18 protein-coding genes and 1 riboswitch are annotated in these 18,846 nt (G+C 61.8%); of the genes, 2 read left to right on the top strand and 16 right to left on the bottom strand.

Annotated features, from left to right (window positions below; genetic code table 11):
* Window positions 1–49: 49 nt before the first annotated feature.
* From GGI60_RS13960 to GGI60_RS13990, 7 genes are all read right to left on the bottom strand, one after another.
* Entirely contained in the window at window positions 50–397 is a 348-nt protein-coding gene (locus GGI60_RS13960) for a cupin domain-containing protein (RefSeq protein WP_183916638.1), read from the bottom strand.
* A complete protein-coding gene (locus tag GGI60_RS13965) occupies window positions 390–1,058 on the bottom strand; it encodes a cysteine hydrolase family protein (protein WP_183916640.1) in 669 nt (222 codons plus the stop codon). Before GGI60_RS13965 ends, GGI60_RS13960 begins: the two co-directional genes overlap by 8 nt.
* Window positions 1,058–2,608 carry an ABC transporter ATP-binding protein gene (locus GGI60_RS13970; RefSeq protein WP_183916642.1) on the bottom strand — a complete coding sequence of 517 codons (1,551 nt, stop codon included), beginning with the start codon at window positions 2,606–2,608 and terminating at the stop codon, window positions 1,058–1,060. Before GGI60_RS13970 ends, GGI60_RS13965 begins: the two co-directional genes overlap by 1 nt.
* Window positions 2,605–3,306 carry a cysteine hydrolase family protein gene (locus GGI60_RS13975; protein ID WP_183916644.1) on the bottom strand — a complete coding sequence of 234 codons (702 nt, stop codon included), beginning with the start codon at window positions 3,304–3,306 and terminating at the stop codon, window positions 2,605–2,607. Before GGI60_RS13975 ends, GGI60_RS13970 begins: the two co-directional genes overlap by 4 nt.
* A gap of 104 nt (window positions 3,307–3,410) precedes the next feature.
* Window positions 3,411–4,337, bottom strand: coding sequence for an ABC transporter permease (locus GGI60_RS13980; RefSeq protein ID WP_183916646.1), 927 nt, complete (start codon window positions 4,335–4,337; stop codon window positions 3,411–3,413).
* The gene (locus tag GGI60_RS13985; RefSeq protein WP_183916648.1) at window positions 4,337–5,464 is read right to left on the bottom strand and encodes an ABC transporter permease; all 1,128 of its coding nucleotides are present in this window, start codon (window positions 5,462–5,464) and stop codon (window positions 4,337–4,339) included. The genes GGI60_RS13980 and GGI60_RS13985 overlap by 1 nt, the downstream gene beginning before the upstream one ends.
* A gap of 20 nt (window positions 5,465–5,484) precedes the next feature.
* Entirely contained in the window at window positions 5,485–6,612 is a 1,128-nt protein-coding gene (locus tag GGI60_RS13990) for a BMP family ABC transporter substrate-binding protein (protein ID WP_183916650.1), read from the bottom strand.
* A 312-nt stretch (window positions 6,613–6,924) separates the two neighbouring features.
* On the opposite strand from GGI60_RS13990, the gene GGI60_RS13995 reads away from it, so the two are divergent.
* Window positions 6,925–7,638, top strand: a complete 714-nt coding sequence (locus tag GGI60_RS13995; protein ID WP_183916652.1) for a GntR family transcriptional regulator — start codon at window positions 6,925–6,927, stop codon at window positions 7,636–7,638.
* A 164-nt stretch (window positions 7,639–7,802) separates the two neighbouring features.
* Here GGI60_RS13995 and atzF read toward each other — a convergent pair whose 3' ends face one another.
* The 9 genes from atzF to GGI60_RS14040 form a co-directional block, all read right to left on the bottom strand.
* Complete coding sequence (gene atzF, locus GGI60_RS14000; RefSeq protein WP_183916654.1) at window positions 7,803–9,614, bottom strand: allophanate hydrolase; 1,812 nt, start codon at window positions 9,612–9,614, stop codon at window positions 7,803–7,805.
* Window positions 9,614–13,153 carry an urea carboxylase gene (gene uca, locus GGI60_RS14005; protein ID WP_183916656.1) on the bottom strand — a complete coding sequence of 1,180 codons (3,540 nt, stop codon included), beginning with the start codon at window positions 13,151–13,153 and terminating at the stop codon, window positions 9,614–9,616. Before uca ends, atzF begins: the two co-directional genes overlap by 1 nt.
* A gap of 2 nt (window positions 13,154–13,155) precedes the next feature.
* Window positions 13,156–13,806, bottom strand: coding sequence for an urea amidolyase associated protein UAAP2 (locus tag GGI60_RS14010; protein ID WP_183916658.1), 651 nt, complete (start codon window positions 13,804–13,806; stop codon window positions 13,156–13,158).
* Window positions 13,807–13,816: 10 nt separating this feature from the next.
* On the bottom strand, window positions 13,817–14,638 hold the full coding sequence (locus GGI60_RS14015; RefSeq protein WP_183916660.1) for an urea amidolyase associated protein UAAP1: 822 nt from the start codon (window positions 14,636–14,638) through the stop codon (window positions 13,817–13,819).
* Complete coding sequence (locus tag GGI60_RS14020) at window positions 14,635–15,459, bottom strand: ABC transporter ATP-binding protein (protein WP_183916662.1); 825 nt, start codon at window positions 15,457–15,459, stop codon at window positions 14,635–14,637. The genes GGI60_RS14015 and GGI60_RS14020 overlap by 4 nt, the downstream gene beginning before the upstream one ends.
* Window positions 15,456–16,274 (bottom strand): ABC transporter permease, encoded by an 819-nt coding sequence (locus tag GGI60_RS14025; RefSeq protein ID WP_183916664.1) that lies wholly within the window; start codon window positions 16,272–16,274, stop codon window positions 15,456–15,458. Before GGI60_RS14025 ends, GGI60_RS14020 begins: the two co-directional genes overlap by 4 nt.
* 56 nt (window positions 16,275–16,330) lie before the next feature.
* The gene (locus GGI60_RS14030) at window positions 16,331–17,404 is read right to left on the bottom strand and encodes a putative urea ABC transporter substrate-binding protein (RefSeq protein ID WP_183916666.1); all 1,074 of its coding nucleotides are present in this window, start codon (window positions 17,402–17,404) and stop codon (window positions 16,331–16,333) included.
* 73 nt (window positions 17,405–17,477) lie between these two features.
* Window positions 17,478–17,591, bottom strand: a riboswitch (guanidine-I (ykkC/yxkD leader).
* A 156-nt stretch (window positions 17,592–17,747) separates the two neighbouring features.
* Window positions 17,748–17,978 (bottom strand): hypothetical protein, encoded by a 231-nt coding sequence (locus tag GGI60_RS32010; protein WP_246720387.1) that lies wholly within the window; start codon window positions 17,976–17,978, stop codon window positions 17,748–17,750.
* A gap of 81 nt (window positions 17,979–18,059) precedes the next feature.
* A complete protein-coding gene (locus GGI60_RS14040) occupies window positions 18,060–18,518 on the bottom strand; it encodes a helix-turn-helix domain-containing protein (RefSeq protein ID WP_183916668.1) in 459 nt (152 codons plus the stop codon).
* 154 nt (window positions 18,519–18,672) lie between these two features.
* Here GGI60_RS14040 and GGI60_RS14045 point away from each other — a divergent pair, with 154 nt between their 5' ends.
* Window positions 18,673–18,843, top strand: coding sequence for a hypothetical protein (locus tag GGI60_RS14045; RefSeq protein WP_183916669.1), 171 nt, complete (start codon window positions 18,673–18,675; stop codon window positions 18,841–18,843).
* Window positions 18,844–18,846 lie beyond the last annotated feature (3 nt).

Below are 18,846 nucleotides of genomic sequence, written 5' to 3' on the forward strand. Positions count from 1 at the left end.
CTTGCTGGTACCAATCGTTGCGACACCAGCCGATGGTGCTACCCTATGGTTAGTCATCGTCAAGTATTTTCACCGGCCGGTCCCATTGGATGAGTACGACGCAGCCGATATCGCTCCAGACCGAATGTTCGGTTCCAGGCGCATTGACGATGTAGCTGCCACGGCCGTAGTCGCCAGCCTCGTCCGATTGTACGCCATCCAGAACCAAAATCGTTTCCAACCCTTGATGCCGATGGCGCGGAACGCTGGCGCCGGCCTCATACCTCAGGAGCGCCACGCCCGGCTGGTCCGCTTCGAACGGGCGGATCCAATGGATGGTCACGTTTTCACGAAAGGGGCCGAATTCCAGTTCCTTCCAGCCGCCCAGGGTGAGCAGTTCGCGGGTGGTCTCAGGCATCGGCGATGCTTTCCAGTATGTCGTCGACGTGGGCGGTCCACCCGACGATCGCCCCTTGGGCACGGATCATGGCGATAGTCGCTGCCTTGAATTGAGGGAAATAGCTTTCCGTCGCCTCCTCGGCGAGCAGGCATTCGTAGCCGCGGTCGTTTGCCTCGCGCATGGTCGTCTGGACGCAGACCTCCGTCGTCACACCGGCAAACACCAGCTGCTTGACGCCCTTCTGCTGCAGTATTTCTCCCAGCCGGGTGGCATAGAAGGCGCCCTTGCCCGGTTTTTCTATGACCACTTCGCCCTCGATCGGGGCAAGCTCCGGCAGGATCGCCGTTCCCTTTTCGCCCGATATGAGGATGCGGCCCATAGGGCCCTCGTCGCCGATCCTCAGCACCGGATTGCCGCGGTCGCGTTTCGCGGGCGGCAGATCCGAAAGGTCGGGCTGATGGCATTCCATCGTATGGATGACCGGTAGGCCGGCATCGCGGAAGGCTTGGATAAGGCGTCGGACATCCGGTACGATCCTGGTGATGCGGCTCACGTCATTGCCGAGGCTTGCGCCGAAGCCACCAGGCTCGGCGAAATCGCGCTGCATATCGATGACGATAAGGGCGAGCTGATCGTGCCTCACCGGAAAAGCGAAGGGTTCTGCCTTGATCTCCGCCATCAATGATGCCCCGCCATGTGGGCGCCGATCACGGTGATATCGGCCACACGCGCCGGTGTCTCATAAACCAGCCGGCCTTCGGAAATGACGATGATGCGATCGGACATCTCCAGCAACTCGTCGAGGTCTTCGGACAGCAGCAGGACGGCCGCGCCGGAATTACGAGCCTTCATGATGCGGGCCCGAATTTCGGCGACAGCCGAGAAGTCGAGGCCGAAACAGGGATTTGAAACGATCAGCAGGTCCACCTTGCCGGTCAGTTCGCGGGCGAGCACGGCGCGCTGCACATTGCCGCCTGAAAGTGCTGCGATCGGCGTGGCCGAGGAGGCGGTCTTCACCTTGAAGTCCGAGATCAGTGCCGCCGCTCGCTTTTTCATCTTGCGCTTGTTCAGCCAGACGGCATCCTTGCCGTCCGGCTTAAGGTCGAAAGTCCGAAAGGCGAGATTTTCGCTGACTGTCATGCGCGGGGCGCAGGCGTTCTGCAGCGGCTCCTCGGGGATGAAGCGGACATTGTTTCTGCGGGTCTCCAGACGCGTCGCGCCGTAAATTTCGCCATTGACCCTCACGCGACCGCTGTCAGTCGGCCGCTGGCCGGCAAGGATCTCCGTCAGCTCTTTTTGACCGTTGCCTGAAATCCCGGCAATGCCAACGATCTCGCCGGAGCGGACCATGAGATTGTCGATCGCGATGGTCTTGAGGCCGGAGCGGTCCGGCCCCTTGACCTGCTCCACCGCAAGGACAGGCCTGGCGTTTCCGGCGACGGGAACGCGACTGTCGAGTTCGGCAAGCTTCACGTCGCCGATCATCATCGCGGCCATATCCGATGTCGAGAGCTCGCCGACCTTGCCGGTGCCGACCAGCCTGCCGCGCCGCAGGATCGAGACGGCATCGGCGAACTTCGTCACCTCGTGGAACTTGTGCGAAATCATCAGCACGGTCAGTTCGCCACGCTCCGTCATTCCCCTGATCAGGCCAAGCATCTCATCCGCTTCGGCGGGCGTCAGAACCGAGGTCGGTTCGTCGAGGACGAGAAAGGAGCGGCCGAGATAGAGCTGCTTGACGATCTCCAGCTTCTGCCTCTCGCCGGCGGCTAGCTCGCTCACGGGGCGGTCGAGGCGGATCCTGAAGGGCATATGCTCCATGAAGGCAGCAAGGTCCTTTCGTTCCTTGGCCCAGTTGATGATGGCGGGCACTTCGGCGCGGCTGATGACGAGGTTTTCGGCGCCCGACAGCGACGGGACGAGCGTGAAATGCTGATAGACCATGCCGAGGCCGTAGATGGCGGCGTCCTTGGGTGAGGCGATAGCCACTTCGCGGCCGTCGATGGAAAGCGCTCCCGAGGTGGCGCGGTAAAAGCCCATAATGCATTTGACGAGCGTCGATTTGCCGGCGCCGTTTTCGCCGAGCAATGCATGGAAGCTGCCGGCTGGCACCTTTATCGAGACATCGTCGAGCGCCGTGAAACCCCCGAAGCGCATCGTCATGTCGAGCGTATCGATGCCGACGGCCCTGCCGGCCTGTGGGAGAGGCGTGTCGCGGACCGTGCTCACGGCAGCTGGCTCACAAGCGTTTGCGAATTGGAGACGGAACCGAAGACGCCGCCCTGCATCTTCACCATTTTGATGGCGGCGAGATGATTGCCGTAGTCGGTCGCGCCGCAGCAATCTTCCAACAGCAGGCATTCGAAACCGCGGTCGTTGGCCTCGCGCATCGTGGTGGAGACACAGACATCGGTGGTGATGCCGGTCAGGATGATGTTTGCGATCCGCTTCTGGTTGAGGATCAGCTCAAGGTCGGTGGCGCAGAAGGAGCCCTTGCCGGGCTTGTCGATGATTGTCTCGCCTTCGATCGGATAGAGTTCGGGGATGATGTCCCATCCGGGTTCGCCGCGGGTCAGGATACGCCCGCAAGGGCCTGGATCGCCGATGCCTGCGCCGATCCGCTGCGAGCGCCAGCGTTTATTGGCCGGCAGGTCGGCTAGGTCGGGCCGATGGCCTTCGCGCGTGTGGATGATATGGTAGCCCTTGGCTCGCATGGCCGCCAGCACGCGCCTGATCGGCTCGATCGGTGCCTGGACGAGCGACAAGTCATAACCCATGTGGTCGACATAGCCGCCCTTGCCGCAGAAATCCGTCTGCATGTCGATGATGATGAGGGCGGTGTTTTCCGGTCTCAGGTCGCCATTGTAGGGCCAGGCATAGGGATCGGCGTCGATATATTGTCCTTTGGTTTCGACCATGGCATCCATCGTCTTCTTCTCCTATTCGCCTGCGCGTTTGAATGTTTCCCTGTGGTGATGCGGCCGTTGCGATCCGTTCGACATGCCGACGCCGGACATGCGCTGCTCCTTCCTCATTTCGTCAGAGACAGCGCGCCCGGCGCACCCGAAAGCGAGCGGGTGGGCGAGGAGGTCGCGATCATGATGACGAGGGTGAGCACGTAGGGCGCGGCATAGAAGAGGTAGTAGCCCTCGCTCACGCCGGCCGATTGCAGCGCCGGTCCGAGCGCGCCGGCGCCGCCGAAGAGCAGGGCGGCAAGAAAGCAGCCGATCGGATTCCATCGGGCGAAGATCACAAGTGCGACGGCCATGAGGCCCTGACCGGAGGAAATGCCTTCGTTCCATGAGCCGGGGTAATAGAGCGAGAGATAGGCGCCGCCGATCGCCGCCAGCGAACCGCCGGCGGCAGTGGCGAGCAGTCGCACGCGATCCGGACTGATGCCCATGGCCCGGGCAGCATCCGTACTGTCGCCGACGACGCGTAGCACGAGACCAAGGCGGGTATTCCCGAGGGCCCACCGGAGAACGAAGGCGAGGGCGGCTCCGAGGAGGAACAGCACGTTGATGTTCAGCGCCGCCTGGATCTGCGGCAGACTGGACCAGAAGCCCAGCGGAATTGCCGGCAGGTGCGGCGCTGCCGGCTGGATGAAGGGCTTGCCGAGGAAGAAGGCGAGACCCAGGCCGAACTGCATCATGGCGATTCCGATCGCGATATCGTTGACCCTCGGCCATTTGCAGATCCAGCCATGGGCTAGGCCAAAGACCGCACCGGTCGCCATGGCCGCGATTACGCCGAGCCAAGGAGAATTGGTCATGACGGCGACGGCATAGGCCGTCATTGCGCCGAAGACGAGCGTGCCTTCGAGACCGAGATTGATACGGCCGGAGCGCTCAGTGACCGTCTCCCCCAGACTGACAAAGATGAAAGGGGTGGACACCCGGATAGCGCCTGCAAGAATGGCGAGGGGCACGCCCCAGGCGCCAATGCCGGTCTCTTCCATCAGAGGCTCCTTTTCCAGAGGTCGGGATTGAAGATCTTGAAGCGGCCGTAGAAGGTCTCGCAAAACAGGATGACGAGGAAGAGCATGCCTTGCAGCACCAGCACGGTCGCGTCCGGCAGGCCCATGCGGCGCTGGATCAGACCGCCCGAAGCGTCGATGCCGCCGAGCAGGATCGCGACGGGGACAATCGCCAGCGGATTGTGCCTGGCGAGGAAGGCGACGAGGATGCCGGTATAGCCATAGCCCGCGGCAAGCGAGGCATTGGCGCTGCCCTGCACGGCGGCGACCTCAATCATGCCGGCAAGCCCGGCGAAGCTGCCGGCGATCGCGGTGAAGCCGGCAATCAGCTTGCCCACAGGCAGCCCTTGGATCTGGGCTGCGCGCACATTGCCGCCGGCAATGCGGGCCGCAAAGCCATAGCTCGTCACTTCAATCAGGATCCAGGAGAGAATGCAGGCGAGAATACCAATGACAAGGCCCCAATGCACATCCATGCCAGGGATGTTGCCGAGCATGTAGTCAGCTGGCAGCGGTTTGGTCGAAGGCTTGTTGAGGCTTGCAGGATCGCGCAGCGGTCCTTCGACGAATTGGTTCATCAAGGCGATGGCGATATAGGAGAGCAGCAGAGACGAGATGGTCTCGTTGACACCGCGGTAATGGCGTAGAAAACCGGCAAGGCCGATCCAGATCCCGCCAACCACCATCGCGGCAATTCCCATGAGGATGAGGGTCAGGAAGACGGGTGCCGAACCCGCCAGAGGCATGGCCATGGCCGCTGCGGCAACGCCGCCCAGCACGACCGCTCCTTCCCCGCCGATAATGACGAGGCCGAGACGGGCGGGCAGGGCGACGCAGAGTGCCGTCAGGAGAAGGGGTGCGGCACGGCTTAAGCTGTTCTGTACGGAAAACCAGCTGCCGAAGCCGCCGGTATACATGAGTTGAAAGAGCGTCGCCGGCGACTTGCCGATCGCCAGGATGAATAGGGAGAAGAGCGCAAGACCAATCAGGATGGCGGCAAGGCATATGACAAGGGGTTCGGCTTTCCGCGCAAGCCATTCAAAAATGGGGCGCAGCGAAGCCGAGTTATTCGCGATGGGTATTGCGGGATCATTGGCCGGGACGGTCATGGCGCTTCTCCCTTCGCAGTTTACGCGGTGGACCCGACGACCCCCTCGACCAGGTAGTTCATGCTTTCGAGTTCGATCGCATCTTCGGCGTAGCTCTTGTCGGCGGTCACGGCCATGTTGCCCTTGTTGTCCTTGAGCGGGCCTTTGAAGACCGAGAAGCCGCCTTTCATCATTTCGGCACGGGTGACTTCGAAGGCCTTGCGCCCAGCCTCGGAGACGCCGGGGCCGAGGGCGCTCATCTTCACGAAGCCGTCCTTAAGGCCGCCGCGCACGAAATTGCCGAGCTTTTCCCCGGCCTGAGCCTTCTTTACGAAATCACTGTAGACATTGCCCCACGCCCATTCGGCGCCTGTCAGGTACTTCTCGGGTGCAAGCGGGCTTTGGTTGGCATGATAGCCGCAGACGAAGGCGCCGCGGCCGGCGGCCGTCTCGACCACCACCTTCGGGCTGTCGACATGGCATGTGATGACATCCGCACCCTGGTCGATAAGCGCATTGGTGGCCTCGGCCTCTTTGACGGCGAGCGACCATTCACCGGTGAAGATGACCTGGCAGGTGATGGTCGGGTCAGCGGTGCGGGCGCCGAGGAGGAAAGCGTTGATATTCTGCAGCACCTGCGGGATCGGTTTCGCCGCGACAAAGCCGATCTTCTTACTTTTAGTCGCATGGCCGGCTGCGATGCCATTCAGGTACTGACCCTGAAAAATATAACCGAAATAGGAGCCTGTATTGGCCGGATGTTTGCCCGCCTGCCAAAGGCCGCCGCAATGGCGAAACTGCGTGTCGGGATATTTGGCAGCCATCGCAAGCATGTGCGGATCGAAATAGCCAAAGGAGGTTGGGAAGAGCAGCGTCGCGCCATCGAGGTTGATCATCGATTCCATCGTCTTCTGTACGTCGACCGTCTCGGGTACGTTTTCTTCTTCGACGACGGTGATGCCAGGCAGCGCCCTGACAACGGCCGCACCCTCGGCGTGCGCCTGGTTGTAGCCATAATCATCCTTCGGGCCGACGTAGATGAAGCCGACCGTGAGAGCGCTCTCGGCAAGAGCGCGCGAGGAGAGCAGGCCGGGTACTGCGCCGGCGATGCCGGCGGCCGCAGATGCCTGAAGAAAACTGCGGCGGTTCATGGAAAGGAATTTGGTCATCGGAATGCTCCCCTTCGGCGGTTCCGCCTGTTCATTGGTTACAGAAAAGTGTATGCAATGCGTGTGCCAGAAATTAAAGCATTGAAATAACAGGACTTAACTCAACGATCGCCCAGCAAATGAGATAAGTGCATGCAATTCGAAGGCCTTTCAGTATAAAATTTGTGCAACGCCTCTAAAAGCATCCAACTCGGGCGTTGCGGAGCCATCGATTCTGTCTTCTTGCTGTGGGGCTTAGTAATTAGCTAAAAGAAAACAAGCCGTTCATACCGCGTTTGACTTTGTTTTCCCGACAATGCATGTGTATCCAGCATGGCCCAGGACTACACAGACCCATCGAAGCAGATCCGCCGCCGAGAGATTATCCGGGCAGGGACGACCGTCGAGCAGATGGTGCGGGCCATTGCCGATATGATCGTGACCGGGCAGATGCTACCGGGCGACAAGCTTGACGAAATTTCGCTGGCAGCCCGTTTCGAAGTGTCCCGCACCCCGGTGCGCGAGGCGCTCCGGGAACTTGGAGCAATGGGGCTTGTTGAGCGCGAGCCGAACCGCAGCGCGGTCGTCACCAATGTGACGGAGACCTATCTGCATTCGATGTTCGAGGCGATGGCGGAGCTGGAGGGAATTTGCGCACGGCTTGCCGCGCAGCGGATGACGATCGAGGAACGACGCCTGTTGGAAGTCGAGCATCGTGCCTCGGCCGGGCTCGTGCGTCAGGGCGCAGACGAGGAATATGCTGCCTATAATACCGAATTTCACAACCGCCTCTATCGCGGCGCGCACAACGAGCACATCTATGAACTTGTAACGCAGAGCCGGGCCAGACTTGCGCCTTTCCGTCGTGCGCAGTTCCGGTTGCCGGGCCGGTTGGCGAAATCCTATGACGAGCATGACGTAATCGTGACGGCGATCATGCGAGCAGATGGGCCGGCGGCCGCGCGGGCAGCCTATTCGCATGTGGAAATCGTCAGCGATGCAAGCGCCGTCTTTGCGACCGCTGCCGAGCGCGCACAGCGCGGGTAAAGTCACACGGCGCCTGAGGTCGACTTCGGCGGCCGCTCCGGACGATTAATCCATTCGCCGGCACTGATCTTGCTTCGCCGCCCAAATTGCGCAGCTCCTGGCAATAAGGCCTCTTAGAAGGAGCTGCGTTGACTTCCAGAGAAGTTTTCGCATGCTATCTCCCGTCACGCCATTTGGGCCGATTGACGAACATAGTTGCGCCAGCCGCCGAACTCGGTGATCTCTCGGCCATCTGCGACTGCATGCGCTTCGCATAAGAAACCGGTGATGCTACTTGCGTCGTCGAGGGTGATCTTGCCGACGCCAAGCGGCGCCGGAATGCTTTGCACAAAACGGGCAAATGCGGCCGGTGGCAGCGCCCAGACCTCGATCTCCACACCATCGCCGGCAAAGCCCGGATCTCGTACCAGCCCCGGCTTGGGCGGGATCGTGCCGTTGAGGGCGAAGAGGCGGTAGCTGCCATCCGTTCGTCCTGTTCTCAACCTGTATCCGCCCGTTCGCGTCAGTTCGTGGTTTAGCGGCATATCCGTCAGATGGGCACCGACGACGACGATCGGGACGAAGTCGTCGGCGGCGGGTAAAACGCGACTTGCCTCCGGCAGCGCGACGTTGCGGTCCTTGCCCATTCCGGCCTCCGCGGCGCGATGCAGAGCGTCGGCAAAGGGCGCCAGCGCATCGTCGGTGAAGGCGGGTCCTACCAGCATCACGCCTGCGGGCAGATGACCGTCTGCATCAAAACCGGCGGGAATGGCGATCGCCGCGCAATCGAGCAGATTGGCGAAATTGGTATAGCGGCCGAAATGGCTGTTCTTGACGATCGGGTCCGCCTGCATTTCGTCGACGCTATAGGTGGTGGGGGACGTCGGCAGCATCAGGAAATCCACTTTCGCCCACTCGGCTCTTGTTTTCTGCCTCAATGCTTCCAGTTTGTAGCGGCCCTCGAAGGCGTCGACGGCATCATAGGCCTTTGCGCCCTCGATGATGGCCCGCACCGTCGGGTCGAAGTCGCCGCCATTCGTTGCCAGGAATTGCTTGACCGCCGCTAGCCGCTCGGCGACCCAGGGACCATTGTAGAGCAGCTCGGCCGCTTGCCGGAATGGCGCGTAGTCGAAAGGCACGATCACCGCACCCAGCGAGCGGGCCCTTTCGATAGCCGCGTCATAGAGGGCTTCCACATCCCTGTTGCCGTAAAATTCCCGTTCCGCGCCGTCGAGTACGCCGATACGCGGGCGCGTCGACGGCAGGCTTGCTGGAACAGCTTGCCGTGAAAACGGATCGCGGGCGTCGTAGCCTTCCATGATGCGGCGAATGGCAACGCCGTCGCCGACCGTCGTGGCGAAGACGGTGACGACGTCGACGCTGCGGCATGCAGGCACCACGCCGACATTGGGTACCAGCCCCGGCGTCGGCTTGACGCCGACGAGATTGTTGAAAGCGGCCGGCACGCGGCCTGAACCGGCCGTGTCCGTGCCGAGCGAGAAGCTTGCCAGACCGGCCGCCACCGCGACGGCCGAGCCCGAGCTCGAGCCGCCGGAGACATAGTTGCGGTCAAACACCGAACGCGGAGCGCCATGCGGCGAGCGCGTGCCGTTCAGCCCCGTTGCGAACTGGTCGAGATTGGTCTTGCCGATCACGATGGCGCCGGCAGCCCTTAATCGCGCGACGGTCGTGGCATCCGCCTGCGGGTGATAGGCGAAAGCCGGGCAGGCGGCCGTTGTCGGCAGGCCGGCGACGTCAATATTGTCCTTGACGGCAAAGGGAATGCCCCAGAGCGGCAGGCTGTTCGGTTCAGGCGCGCGGGCGACCAGCTCGCGGGCGGCGGCGCGCAATTCCTCCTCGGGCGTCATCGTGATGAAGATGGCCGGATCGTTGGACGAGCTGCGTCTCGTGATGATCTCCTCGATCAACTCGAGCGGGGAAAGTCCATTCGCATAGGCGGACCGCAGCGTGACAAGATCGAGAATGGTTGGGAGCATCAGATTTCCTCCAGAATGACCAGCACGTCGCCGGCTTTGACATTACGCCCGGGACCGGCGCGCAGATCGCGAACGCGTCCTCCGGCATGAGCGGTGACGTTTATTTCCATCTTCATGGATTCGATGATCGCCAATGTGTCGCCGGCGGCCACCGGCTGCCCCTCTTCGACCAGGATTTTCCAGACGTTGCCCGGCACGGCGCTTTCGACGCCGAAGCACCCTTGCGGGATGTCGCCGGAAAGTCCGGTACCGGCGTCTTCATCAACGGTAAAGCTATCGAGACCGAGTTCCTTCCAGCGTCGCCGCTCTGTTTCGAAGGCAGCCTGCTGCTTCGATTTGAAGGCGCCTATGGCGGCTGCCTCGCGGGCAAGCCCCGTGCCATAGGCGGCATAGGAGAACTCGCTTTCGTCTATCCTGACCGGATAGCCTCCGTGCGGGAACGCGGCGCGGGCTTCGGTCAGCTCTTCGTGGCTGACGGGGAAGAAGCGGATCTGATCGAAGAAGTCGAGCAGCCAAGGCTTGCCCTTGGCAAACACCGGCGTCTGCCGCCAGGTGTTCCAGACCTGGATGGTACGGCCGAAAAGCTGGTAACCGCCAGGACCTTCCATGCCGTAGATGCACATATAGGCCCCGCCGATACCGACGGCATTTTCCGGCGTCCAGGTGCGGGCCGGATTGTATTTTGTCGTCACCAGCCGATGGCGCGGATCGACCGGTGTCGCAACGGGTGCGCCGAGATAGACGTCACCGAGGCCAAGGACGAGATAGCTGGCATCGAACACGATATCGCGCACCGCCTGTTCATCCGGCAGGCCGTTGATGCGGCGGATGAACTCGATGTTATCAGGGCACCAGGGCGCGTTCGGCCGCACGAGTTCCTGGTATTTGCGCATGGCGAGCTCGGTATCCGGATCATTCCAGGAAAGCGGCAGATGGACAATACGGCTCGGGACCTTGACGTCTTGCGCCGCCGGCAGCCCCGCCTCGATCTCTGCCAGAAGGCCGAGCAGGCGCTTGCGGGTGAGTGCCGTACCGTCATAGTGGATCTGCAGCGAGCGGATGCCGGGCGTAAGGTCGATGATGCCAGGCAGACGCGCCCGCGACACGGCCTGCATCAGCAGGTGCACTCTCAGCCGTAGGCCGATGTCGAGCGTCATCGGTCCGTACTCGACGAGCAGATTGTCGTCGCCTTGGCGACGATAGACGACGGAAACCGGGCCGTCGTCGCGCTTGCCAATGATCGGCGAGCCCAACGCTTCCTTCGCGCGATGCACAACCGGGCCGGCGATCGGATCTTTAGGCCGGGCGGCGGGATGAAAGCGGATACGGTCGCCAGGCTTGAACTGACCCATCTTCCATTGCTCGTCACGGGCAATCACCGCCGGGCAGACGAAGCCGCCAAGGCTCGGCCCGTCGGGACCAAGGATGATCGGCATGTCGCCCGTGAAGTCGATCGCGCCGATCGCGTAAGCGTTATCATGCAGGTTTGAGGGATGAAGGCCAGCCTCGCCGCCATCGCTGCGCGCCCATTTCGGTGCGGGGCCTACGAGGCGCACCCCGGTACGGGCGCTGTTGAAGTGCACCTCGTAGCTGGCCGAGAACAGCGTCTCTATATCGCTGTCCTGAAAGAAATCGGGCGACCCATGCGGACCGTAGACGACGCCGACATCCCATTCGCGCGTCAGCTCCGCGGGGTCCGTTGCCGGCACCGGCGGCTCGGTCGCGACCTTGCGGGCAAGATGCAGAACGTGGCCGGTCTTCAGGGTGCCGGTGGCGTTGCCGCCGAATTGACCGAGGCCGAAAGTGGCGCGGGAGCCGAGGACAAGCGGGGCGGCAAAGCCGCCGGCGACTGCGAGATAGGCCCGCTGTCCCGGGCCGTCGATGCTGCCGACAGAGAGGATCTGGCCGGCCCTGATCATCACCGCCTCGCCATGCGGCAGTGTCTTTCCATCAATGCTCATCGGCATCCTTGCGCCGGCAAGAGCAACCAGCGCATCGGCATGAAATTTCAGGACCGGGCCGGACACCGTCAGCTCCAGCGCGGCGACCATATCATCATTGCCGACAAGGCGGTTGGCATGACGAAAGGAGCGCTCATCCATCGGGCCGCTCGGCGGTACGCCGACATGCCAGAGGCCAAGCCGACCCGGCAATTCCTGAATGCTTGACTGGGCGCCAGGCGCGATCACCTCGATGACATCAGGCACGAAGGAAAAGTCGCGCAGCGCCGTCGTCGCCACCTTGCCGCTGGCGAGGAGCTCGGAGCCGGCAATGGCGCTGAGATAATCGAGATTGGTCTCGATGCCGGTTATCGATGTTTCAGCAAGGGCCTTCCGCAGCTTTTCGATCGCCGCCGGGCGATCTTCGGCCGAGACGATCACCTTGGCGAGCATCGGATCGTAGAAGGGCGTTACTTCCGTGCCGGTTTCGATCCATCCGTCGATGCGCGCATTCTGAGGAAAGACAACCTCCGTCAACAGGCCGGCGCTCGGGCGGAAGTCGGCATGCGGCATCTCTGCATAGACGCGCGCTTCAATGGCAGCACCTTTCGGCTCGAGGGCTGTTGCGCCCGAGAGCACGTCTTCACCCGCGGCCTGGCGGATCATCCATTCGACGAGGTCGATGCCGAACACGGCTTCGGTGACTGGATGCTCGACCTGAAGGCGAGTGTTGACCTCAAGGAAATAGAATTCCTCGCGCAGAGGATCGTAGATGAATTCGACCGTGCCTGCCGATTCATAGGAAACCGACGCGCCGAGATCGACGGCTGCCTTGTGCAGCCGGCCACGGGTTGCGGCTGCAAGGCCAGGGGCAGGGGTCTCCTCGACCACCTTCTGGTTTCGCCGCTGCAGCGAGCAGTCCCGCTCGCCGAGCGCAATGACATTGCCTCTGCCGTCGCCGAAGATCTGCACCTCGACATGCCGGGCATCCGCGACGAAACGCTCTATGTAGACGCGTGCGTCGCCGAAGCTTGCGCGCGCCGTACGCTGCACGCTCTCGAACGAAGCCTTCAGGCTTTCCTGATCAGTGCAGAGCTGCATGCCGATGCCGCCGCCGCCGGCCGTACTTTTCAGCATCACCGGGTAGCCGATCGCTTCAGCTGCGGAAAGCGCTTCATCGGCGCTCGACAGCAGGCCCGTCCCTGGCAGAAGCGGTACGCCGCTCGCCTTGGCGAGTTCCCGAGCCGTGTGCTTCAAACCGAAGGCCGATAGATGCTCTGGTCGCGGGCCGATGAAGGCGATGCCTTCTGCTGCAAGCCGCTCGGCAAAACCGATATTTTCAGAAAGGAAGCCATAGCCGGGATGGACCGCATCCGCTCCCGTTGTCCTGCAGGCGGCGATGACGGCATCGACATTCAGGTAACTTTCGCTGGCTGGCGACGGGCCGAGACGAACGGCTTCGTCGGCCATCATCACCGCTTTGGCGAAGCGGTCGGCATCGGAATAGACGGCGACCGAGGCAATGCCCATACCTCGTAGGGTGTTGATGACCCGCACGGCGATCTCACCGCGGTTGGCGATCAGAACTTTTCTGAACATGATCAATCCTCGCCGTCCCAGATCAGCACCCGGACCGGCGTCGGATCGAAGCCGTTGCACGGGTTGTTGATCTGCGGGCAATTGGAGATGACGCAGAGCACATCCATCTCGGCGAGAAGTTCGACATAGTCTCCCGCTGCGGAAATGCCGTCGACGATCGTCATCTCGCCATTGGGCTTGATCGGTACGTTCATGAAAAAGTTGATATTCGGCACGATATCGCGCTTGCTCATGCCGTGCTTGCTGACCTCGAGGATGAAGTTGTCGCGGCAGGCGTGCAGGTATTTCGTGCCATGGCCGAAACGCACCGTATTGCTCTCGCAGGAGCAGGCGCCGGCCGAGGTGTCGTGGCGGCCGCAACTGTCGGCCGTCATCGTCAGCATGACATTGCCTTCGCTCGATATGATCTTCGTGCCGATGCCGACATAGGCGCCACCCTGCATGCGCATCGTGTCCTGGTTGGAGTAGCGCTCCGAGAAATCATCGGCACGATAGAAGAGCGTGTCGATCGCCTGCTGGCCGTAGCTGTCTTCGATGCGGATGATCTGGCCCTTGCGCACGATCCCGGACCACGGCGCTTCGGCTGCAATGAAGTGGTCCTGAACGGTATTTTCCAAAGCGCGGGCAGCGGAGGTCTGGATGAAATCGGACATCGTCTTCTCCTCAGGCCTGCATCAGGGCGTTGTTTTCGAAACCGCGCATCGCTTCGGCCGTCGCCGTGCGGCAAAGATCGTCATCAGCGGGGACTGCCGGCTGATAGCGAGTGATGACAACAGGTTTCGGCTGGTAGATCGGATCCGGATCGAGCGGATGCGGGCAATTGGAAAAGCCGACCAGCATGTCCATCTCGGCACGAAGTTCGACGTAATCGCCGCTGTTGGAACGCTTCCCCTGCCAGCCGAAGCCGCCGGCCTCGGAAAGGCGCACGGGCGCGAAGAGATTGAGGATGCCGGGAATATCGCGACGGGTAAGACCGAGCTTGCTGGCCACGAGGACCAGGTTATCGCGAGTGTTGCGCGTCTTTTCGCCCGGATATTTCGATGCGTTCGAGGCAGCCGTCGAGCCGCCCATAAGGCAGTCATGGGCGCCGGAGCTGTCCTCGATCATCGAGAACATGACGCGGCCCATGTCGGAGAAGATCACGCGCCCTTTGCCGAGCGCCGTCGTCCACTGGACCTTGGCAGTATCGACGAGATTGATCCGTTCGCTGGTATCGGCAGCGCTCCAGGCGACGAGCGCCACGGTAGAATTGCCCTCCGCCTGATCGATGCGGATCGCCTCGCCGCGCGAGACTTTCGTCGACCAGTACCAGCCGCCGGGAATGGTTTCCTTGTGGATGATGGCGGCGGAGTCGATTGCCGGCGCCGGCAAGGGGCTGGGGCCGGGCAGCGCCTTTGGGGCGAATTCCAGCCCCTTCTTCTGATGTTCCTCGTAGCGCGCGCGGTTGGCGGCGATTTCTTCGGGTGAGCGTCCCACATGCATCATTGCATCTCTCCTGATGGTGCCAGGTCGTCCCGGCTGTGCCCCAGGGAAGCGACCGGGCCGTCCCGGTCGGGGCTGAAGATCGATGGCTGGCCGGCAAGGCGCGGCGGCCAGATGGAAATATCCTTGGTAATGGTGGCGCCGTAGCGCTCCCTTTCCTCCGGTCGGTTGCGACGGCGTTCGAAAGCCACGACGCGGTTCGCAAGCGTGAAGGCTTCGCGCATGTCATGCGTGACCATGACAACCGTCATCTGCGTCTCATGCCAGAGCCGCTTCATCAGCATGTGAATCTCGGCGCGGATTCCCGGATCGAGCGCGCCGAAGGGTTCGTCGAGCAGCAGCACTTTCGGCTTCATGATCAGCGCTTGGGCCAGCGCAAGGCGCTGCTGCATGCCGCCAGAAAGCTGGGCCGGGTATTTGCCTTCGGAACCGGCAAGACCCACCTCGGCGATCAGCCGATGCGCCTCCTCGACAGCGTTGCGGCGGGCCGCGCCGAAGAGCTTGGACCGGTAGGGCGCGGCGGAGAATTCCCTGCCGAGCAAGACATTGCCGAGCACGGTCAGATGCGGGAAGACGGAGTAGCGCTGGAAGACGACTCCGCGGTCCGGCCCCGGTTCCGGCGGCAGAGGCTCGCCGTCAAGAAGAAGCTTGCCCTTTGTCGGCTGCTCCTGGCCGAGCAGCATGCGCAGAAACGTGGACTTGCCGCAGCCGGAGGGCCCGACAAGCGCGACGAAGGCGCGCGAAGCGACGGTAAGCGACACGTCTTCTAGTACGATCTGGTTGCCATACTCCTTCCAGACCCGTTCGATCTTCAGTTCGCTCATGCCTGCTTCTCCAGGTCCGACCAGGGGAAGACGGCGATACGCAAGCGGTCGAGCAGGGTGTTCATGACCACGGCAAGCAGCGTGATCCAGATGACATAGGGAAAGATGATGTCCATCGAGAGATAGCGGCGGACAAGGAAGATACGGTAGCCGAGGCCGGAATCGGACGAGATCGCTTCAGCGGCGATCAGGAACAGCCAGGCGGGGCCGAGCTGCAATCTGAGGCAGGTGATCAGCCGCGGCAGGATCTGGGGCAGCACAATACGCAAGGCAATCTGCCAGGAGGAGCCGCCAAGCGTTTCAGCTTTGACGATCTGTTCGCGGGGCAGCTCCAGCGCCTTCAATGCCAGGTCGCGGATCATCGTTGGCGCCACACCGATGACGATGAGGGCGATCTTCGAGGTTTCGCCGAGCCCCATGACGATGAAGAGGATCGGCAAAAGCGCGAGCGGCGGGACCATGGAGATCACGGTGATGAAGGGGGCAAGCAAGGCCCGCAGATAAGGCAGCATGCCGATCAGCATGCCGATGAGCAGCGCGACCGCCGTCGAGATGCCGAGTCCGGAGAGCAGCCGGATCAGGCTGGCTCCGGTATCCGACCAGAGCAGATATTCACCCGTGCGCTGGTCGGCAACGAAGGAAAGACGGTTGATCGCATCGGCGAAGCCCGCGAGGCTCGGCAGAAGCTTGTCATTGGCATTTTCGGCCAGCCGCGCAGCCGAGCCGAAAGCATAGGCAAGGGCGAGCAGCACGAAGGGCAGCAGCGTCAAGGCAAGCTGCGCGCTCCGGCTTGGCCTCGTGTTGATCCAACGCATGGGAAATGCTCCGCTGGGAAAGGGAGGAGGAGCGGCGAACCGCACCCCTGTTGTGATCAGAACGAACCGTCGGCCGCTGCCTTCATGTAGGTCTCGGTGAAGCGCAGCTTCACATTGCCGGTATCGCCCAGCACCTTGCCGTCAGGCATTTCGATACCGATAACGTCGGCGGACGGCGCGCCATTGCCGAGCAGGCCCTTCTCGAAAAGGAAGCCGCGGACGAGATCCATGGTCTTCGGCAGGCTGGATGAGGCGGTGAAGGCAACGGCGTCAGCCGGTTTGTCAAAGAGCTTGGTCGCGGCGAGCTGCGCCTCGAACCCTGCAAGGTCGGTGCCGGACGCTGCGCCCATGGCTTCGCGGGCGGCTTTGCCCTCGGCGGTGTCGGCCCGCAGCAGCGCGGCGGTCTCGTACCAGATGCCGGCGAGAGCCTTGCCGAAATTCGGATTGTCCTTCAGCACGTCGGTATTGGCGACCATCAGGTCGATGATCTCGCCCGGGATCTGCGAGCTGTCGAAAACCTTCTTGGCACTGGGATCCTCCAGAATGGTGGAGACGAGCGGATTCCAGGTGACAACGGCGCTGACATCAGGGGTCTTGTAAGCCGCGACCATGTCGGCATCGGACGTATTGACCACCTTCACGTCGCGCTCGCTGAGCTTGATGCTTTCGAGCGCACGGGCGAGCAGATAATGCGAGACGGAAAATTCGACGAGATTGACGTTCTGGCCCTTGATGTCGCTGAGGCTCGCCTTGTCCTTCAGGATGACGGCGTCGTTGCCGTTCGAAAAATCGCCGACGATGACCGCCGTTGTGTCGACCCCGCCGGCGGCCGGGATCGAGAGGCCGTCCATGTTAGTGAGCGTCACGGCATCGAAGGCGCCCGCCGTGTATTGGTTCATCGACTCGACGTAATCGTTGAACTGGGTGACCTCGATGTTAATGCCGTATTTGTCGGCCCATTTCTTGACGATACCGTGGTCGCCGGCGTAGCCCCAAGGCATCCAGCCGACATAGATCGACCAGGCGACCTTGAAGCTGGTCTTCGGCGCCGCGCCGGCGGGAGAGCCGAACCCGAAAGCCAACGATGCCGAGACGGCCGCTACGGAAAGAATCTTAGAAAAAGTCTGCATAGAAATTCCCCTTTTTGCTTTTCAAAAAGGGATCGGCAAAGACCATCGCGCCGCCAATCCCTTGGCTTACGAGGTCTCCCGGGCTTTTGTCCCGCCGTGCATCCGGTGGGATTTCTCTCCCAGCCGGTGGTGGCTCTCGGACCAGCACGCTCCCGAAGGGAACGCCGGAACCCTAGCCACCAACTCACGAATATCGAAGCAAGCGGTGTGCCAGATTGTAACCTTTTGATTTGCCTCAAGGGGAGAATGCTGGCTTTCATTGGGAGTCCGCGAGTCATGCATTCTGCGCGAAATTTGTGCAATCTTTGCTGATATGACTGCTTGCCAGCCAGGCGTCCTCACCCTAGCGCAATGTGAAGCGCTCCTCCGGCCGCCAGATCTCAACCACATAAACCAGATGGCTGATCGAGCGCGCCGCACGATCAAGCCATACAAAGCGGAACTCGTTATAGGTGAGGATCGAGACGATGATCAGCGTCGACACGATGCCTGGCACAATGATTGGCACGACGATATGGACGAGGATCCGCAAAGCGGGAGCGGCGCCGCGTGCAAATAGACTCGTCGCAGTCAACCCGAAAGGTCTGACGCTCGGATCCAAATTATTTCGAGGACTGCGGTCGGGCCGTGCGAAAATTTCCGGTCCGGCCGTCGGCTATTCCGCGAGTGGATGCGACATCTCGGCTATGGAGGTCGTCGCCGCCAACCCGCGGCTCTCCGCCTGGCTCATCGCCGTGACCAGTGCGATGATCGATTGGCGGATATCGGGATCGGCGATCTTCAGAAAGGCGCGATTGAGCACCAGTCCCTCTTTGGTTCGCAGGAATTCGGCAACCGGATCGGTATGGTCCGGTGCATCCAGCCCCCGCTCCGCCAACGGCTGGGAGTCGCCCTGCTCGAAAAAGAAGCTCGGTGAGGCATGAAGCACCGCGGCGATCCGCTGCAAACGACTCGCGCCGATGCGGTTGATGCCCTTTTCATATTTCTGAACCTGCTGAAAGGTCACGCCGATCTGCTCGGCAAGCCGCTCCTGGCTCATTCCGAGCAGTTGCCGGCGCATTCTGATGCGCGCTCCGACATAGCTGTCTATGGCATTCGGTGTCTTGACATTCATTGCGTATGGCCAGCCTCGATCGCATCTCAATCGGCGCAGCTGTAGTGCCCCTCTCACCGGTTTTCCATGATTGTTTTCATATAGCATACCACATATGCGACGATCCCGGCTGACTGTGATATGAAAACCCCCATCGAAAAGACCGGCCGAGCGCTTGAACCAGCTCGACGGAAGGCAAATCGAACAAAAGCGTACCAATCCCGGAGAAACCGGGCTGGCGATTGCTGCCAGGCGTGGGTTAAATGCTTCTCAGCGACCGTCGCTCGACAGTCTTGCCAGCCCGGATCGCCGCAAATCCATCGAAAACGACGCAGCACGGCACTGATCG

Source organism: Rhizobium lentis, from assembly GCF_014200175.1.
GTDB lineage: Bacteria > Pseudomonadota > Alphaproteobacteria > Rhizobiales > Rhizobiaceae > Rhizobium > Rhizobium mulingense.

Coding starts and splice junctions, on each gene's coding strand:
- GGI60_RS13960 (WP_183916638.1), bottom strand. CDS start 397: ATGCCTGAGACCACCCGCGAACTGCTCACCCTGGGCGGCTGGAAGGAA.
- GGI60_RS13965 (WP_183916640.1), bottom strand. CDS start 1,058: ATGGCGGAGATCAAGGCAGAACCCTTCGCTTTTCCGGTGAGGCACGAT.
- GGI60_RS13975 (WP_183916644.1), bottom strand. CDS start 3,306: ATGGATGCCATGGTCGAAACCAAAGGACAATATATCGACGCCGATCCC.
- GGI60_RS13980 (WP_183916646.1), bottom strand. CDS start 4,337: ATGGAAGAGACCGGCATTGGCGCCTGGGGCGTGCCCCTCGCCATTCTT.
- GGI60_RS13985 (WP_183916648.1), bottom strand. CDS start 5,464: ATGACCGTCCCGGCCAATGATCCCGCAATACCCATCGCGAATAACTCG.
- GGI60_RS13990 (WP_183916650.1), bottom strand. CDS start 6,612: ATGACCAAATTCCTTTCCATGAACCGCCGCAGTTTTCTTCAGGCATCT.
- GGI60_RS13995 (WP_183916652.1), top strand. CDS start 6,925: ATGGCCCAGGACTACACAGACCCATCGAAGCAGATCCGCCGCCGAGAG.
- atzF (WP_183916654.1), bottom strand. CDS start 9,614: ATGCTCCCAACCATTCTCGATCTTGTCACGCTGCGGTCCGCCTATGCG.
- uca (WP_183916656.1), bottom strand. CDS start 13,153: ATGTTCAGAAAAGTTCTGATCGCCAACCGCGGTGAGATCGCCGTGCGG.
- GGI60_RS14010 (WP_183916658.1), bottom strand. CDS start 13,806: ATGTCCGATTTCATCCAGACCTCCGCTGCCCGCGCTTTGGAAAATACC.
- GGI60_RS14015 (WP_183916660.1), bottom strand. CDS start 14,638: ATGATGCATGTGGGACGCTCACCCGAAGAAATCGCCGCCAACCGCGCG.
- GGI60_RS14020 (WP_183916662.1), bottom strand. CDS start 15,459: ATGAGCGAACTGAAGATCGAACGGGTCTGGAAGGAGTATGGCAACCAG.
- GGI60_RS14025 (WP_183916664.1), bottom strand. CDS start 16,274: ATGCGTTGGATCAACACGAGGCCAAGCCGGAGCGCGCAGCTTGCCTTG.
- GGI60_RS14030 (WP_183916666.1), bottom strand. CDS start 17,404: ATGCAGACTTTTTCTAAGATTCTTTCCGTAGCGGCCGTCTCGGCATCG.
- GGI60_RS14040 (WP_183916668.1), bottom strand. CDS start 18,518: ATGAATGTCAAGACACCGAATGCCATAGACAGCTATGTCGGAGCGCGC.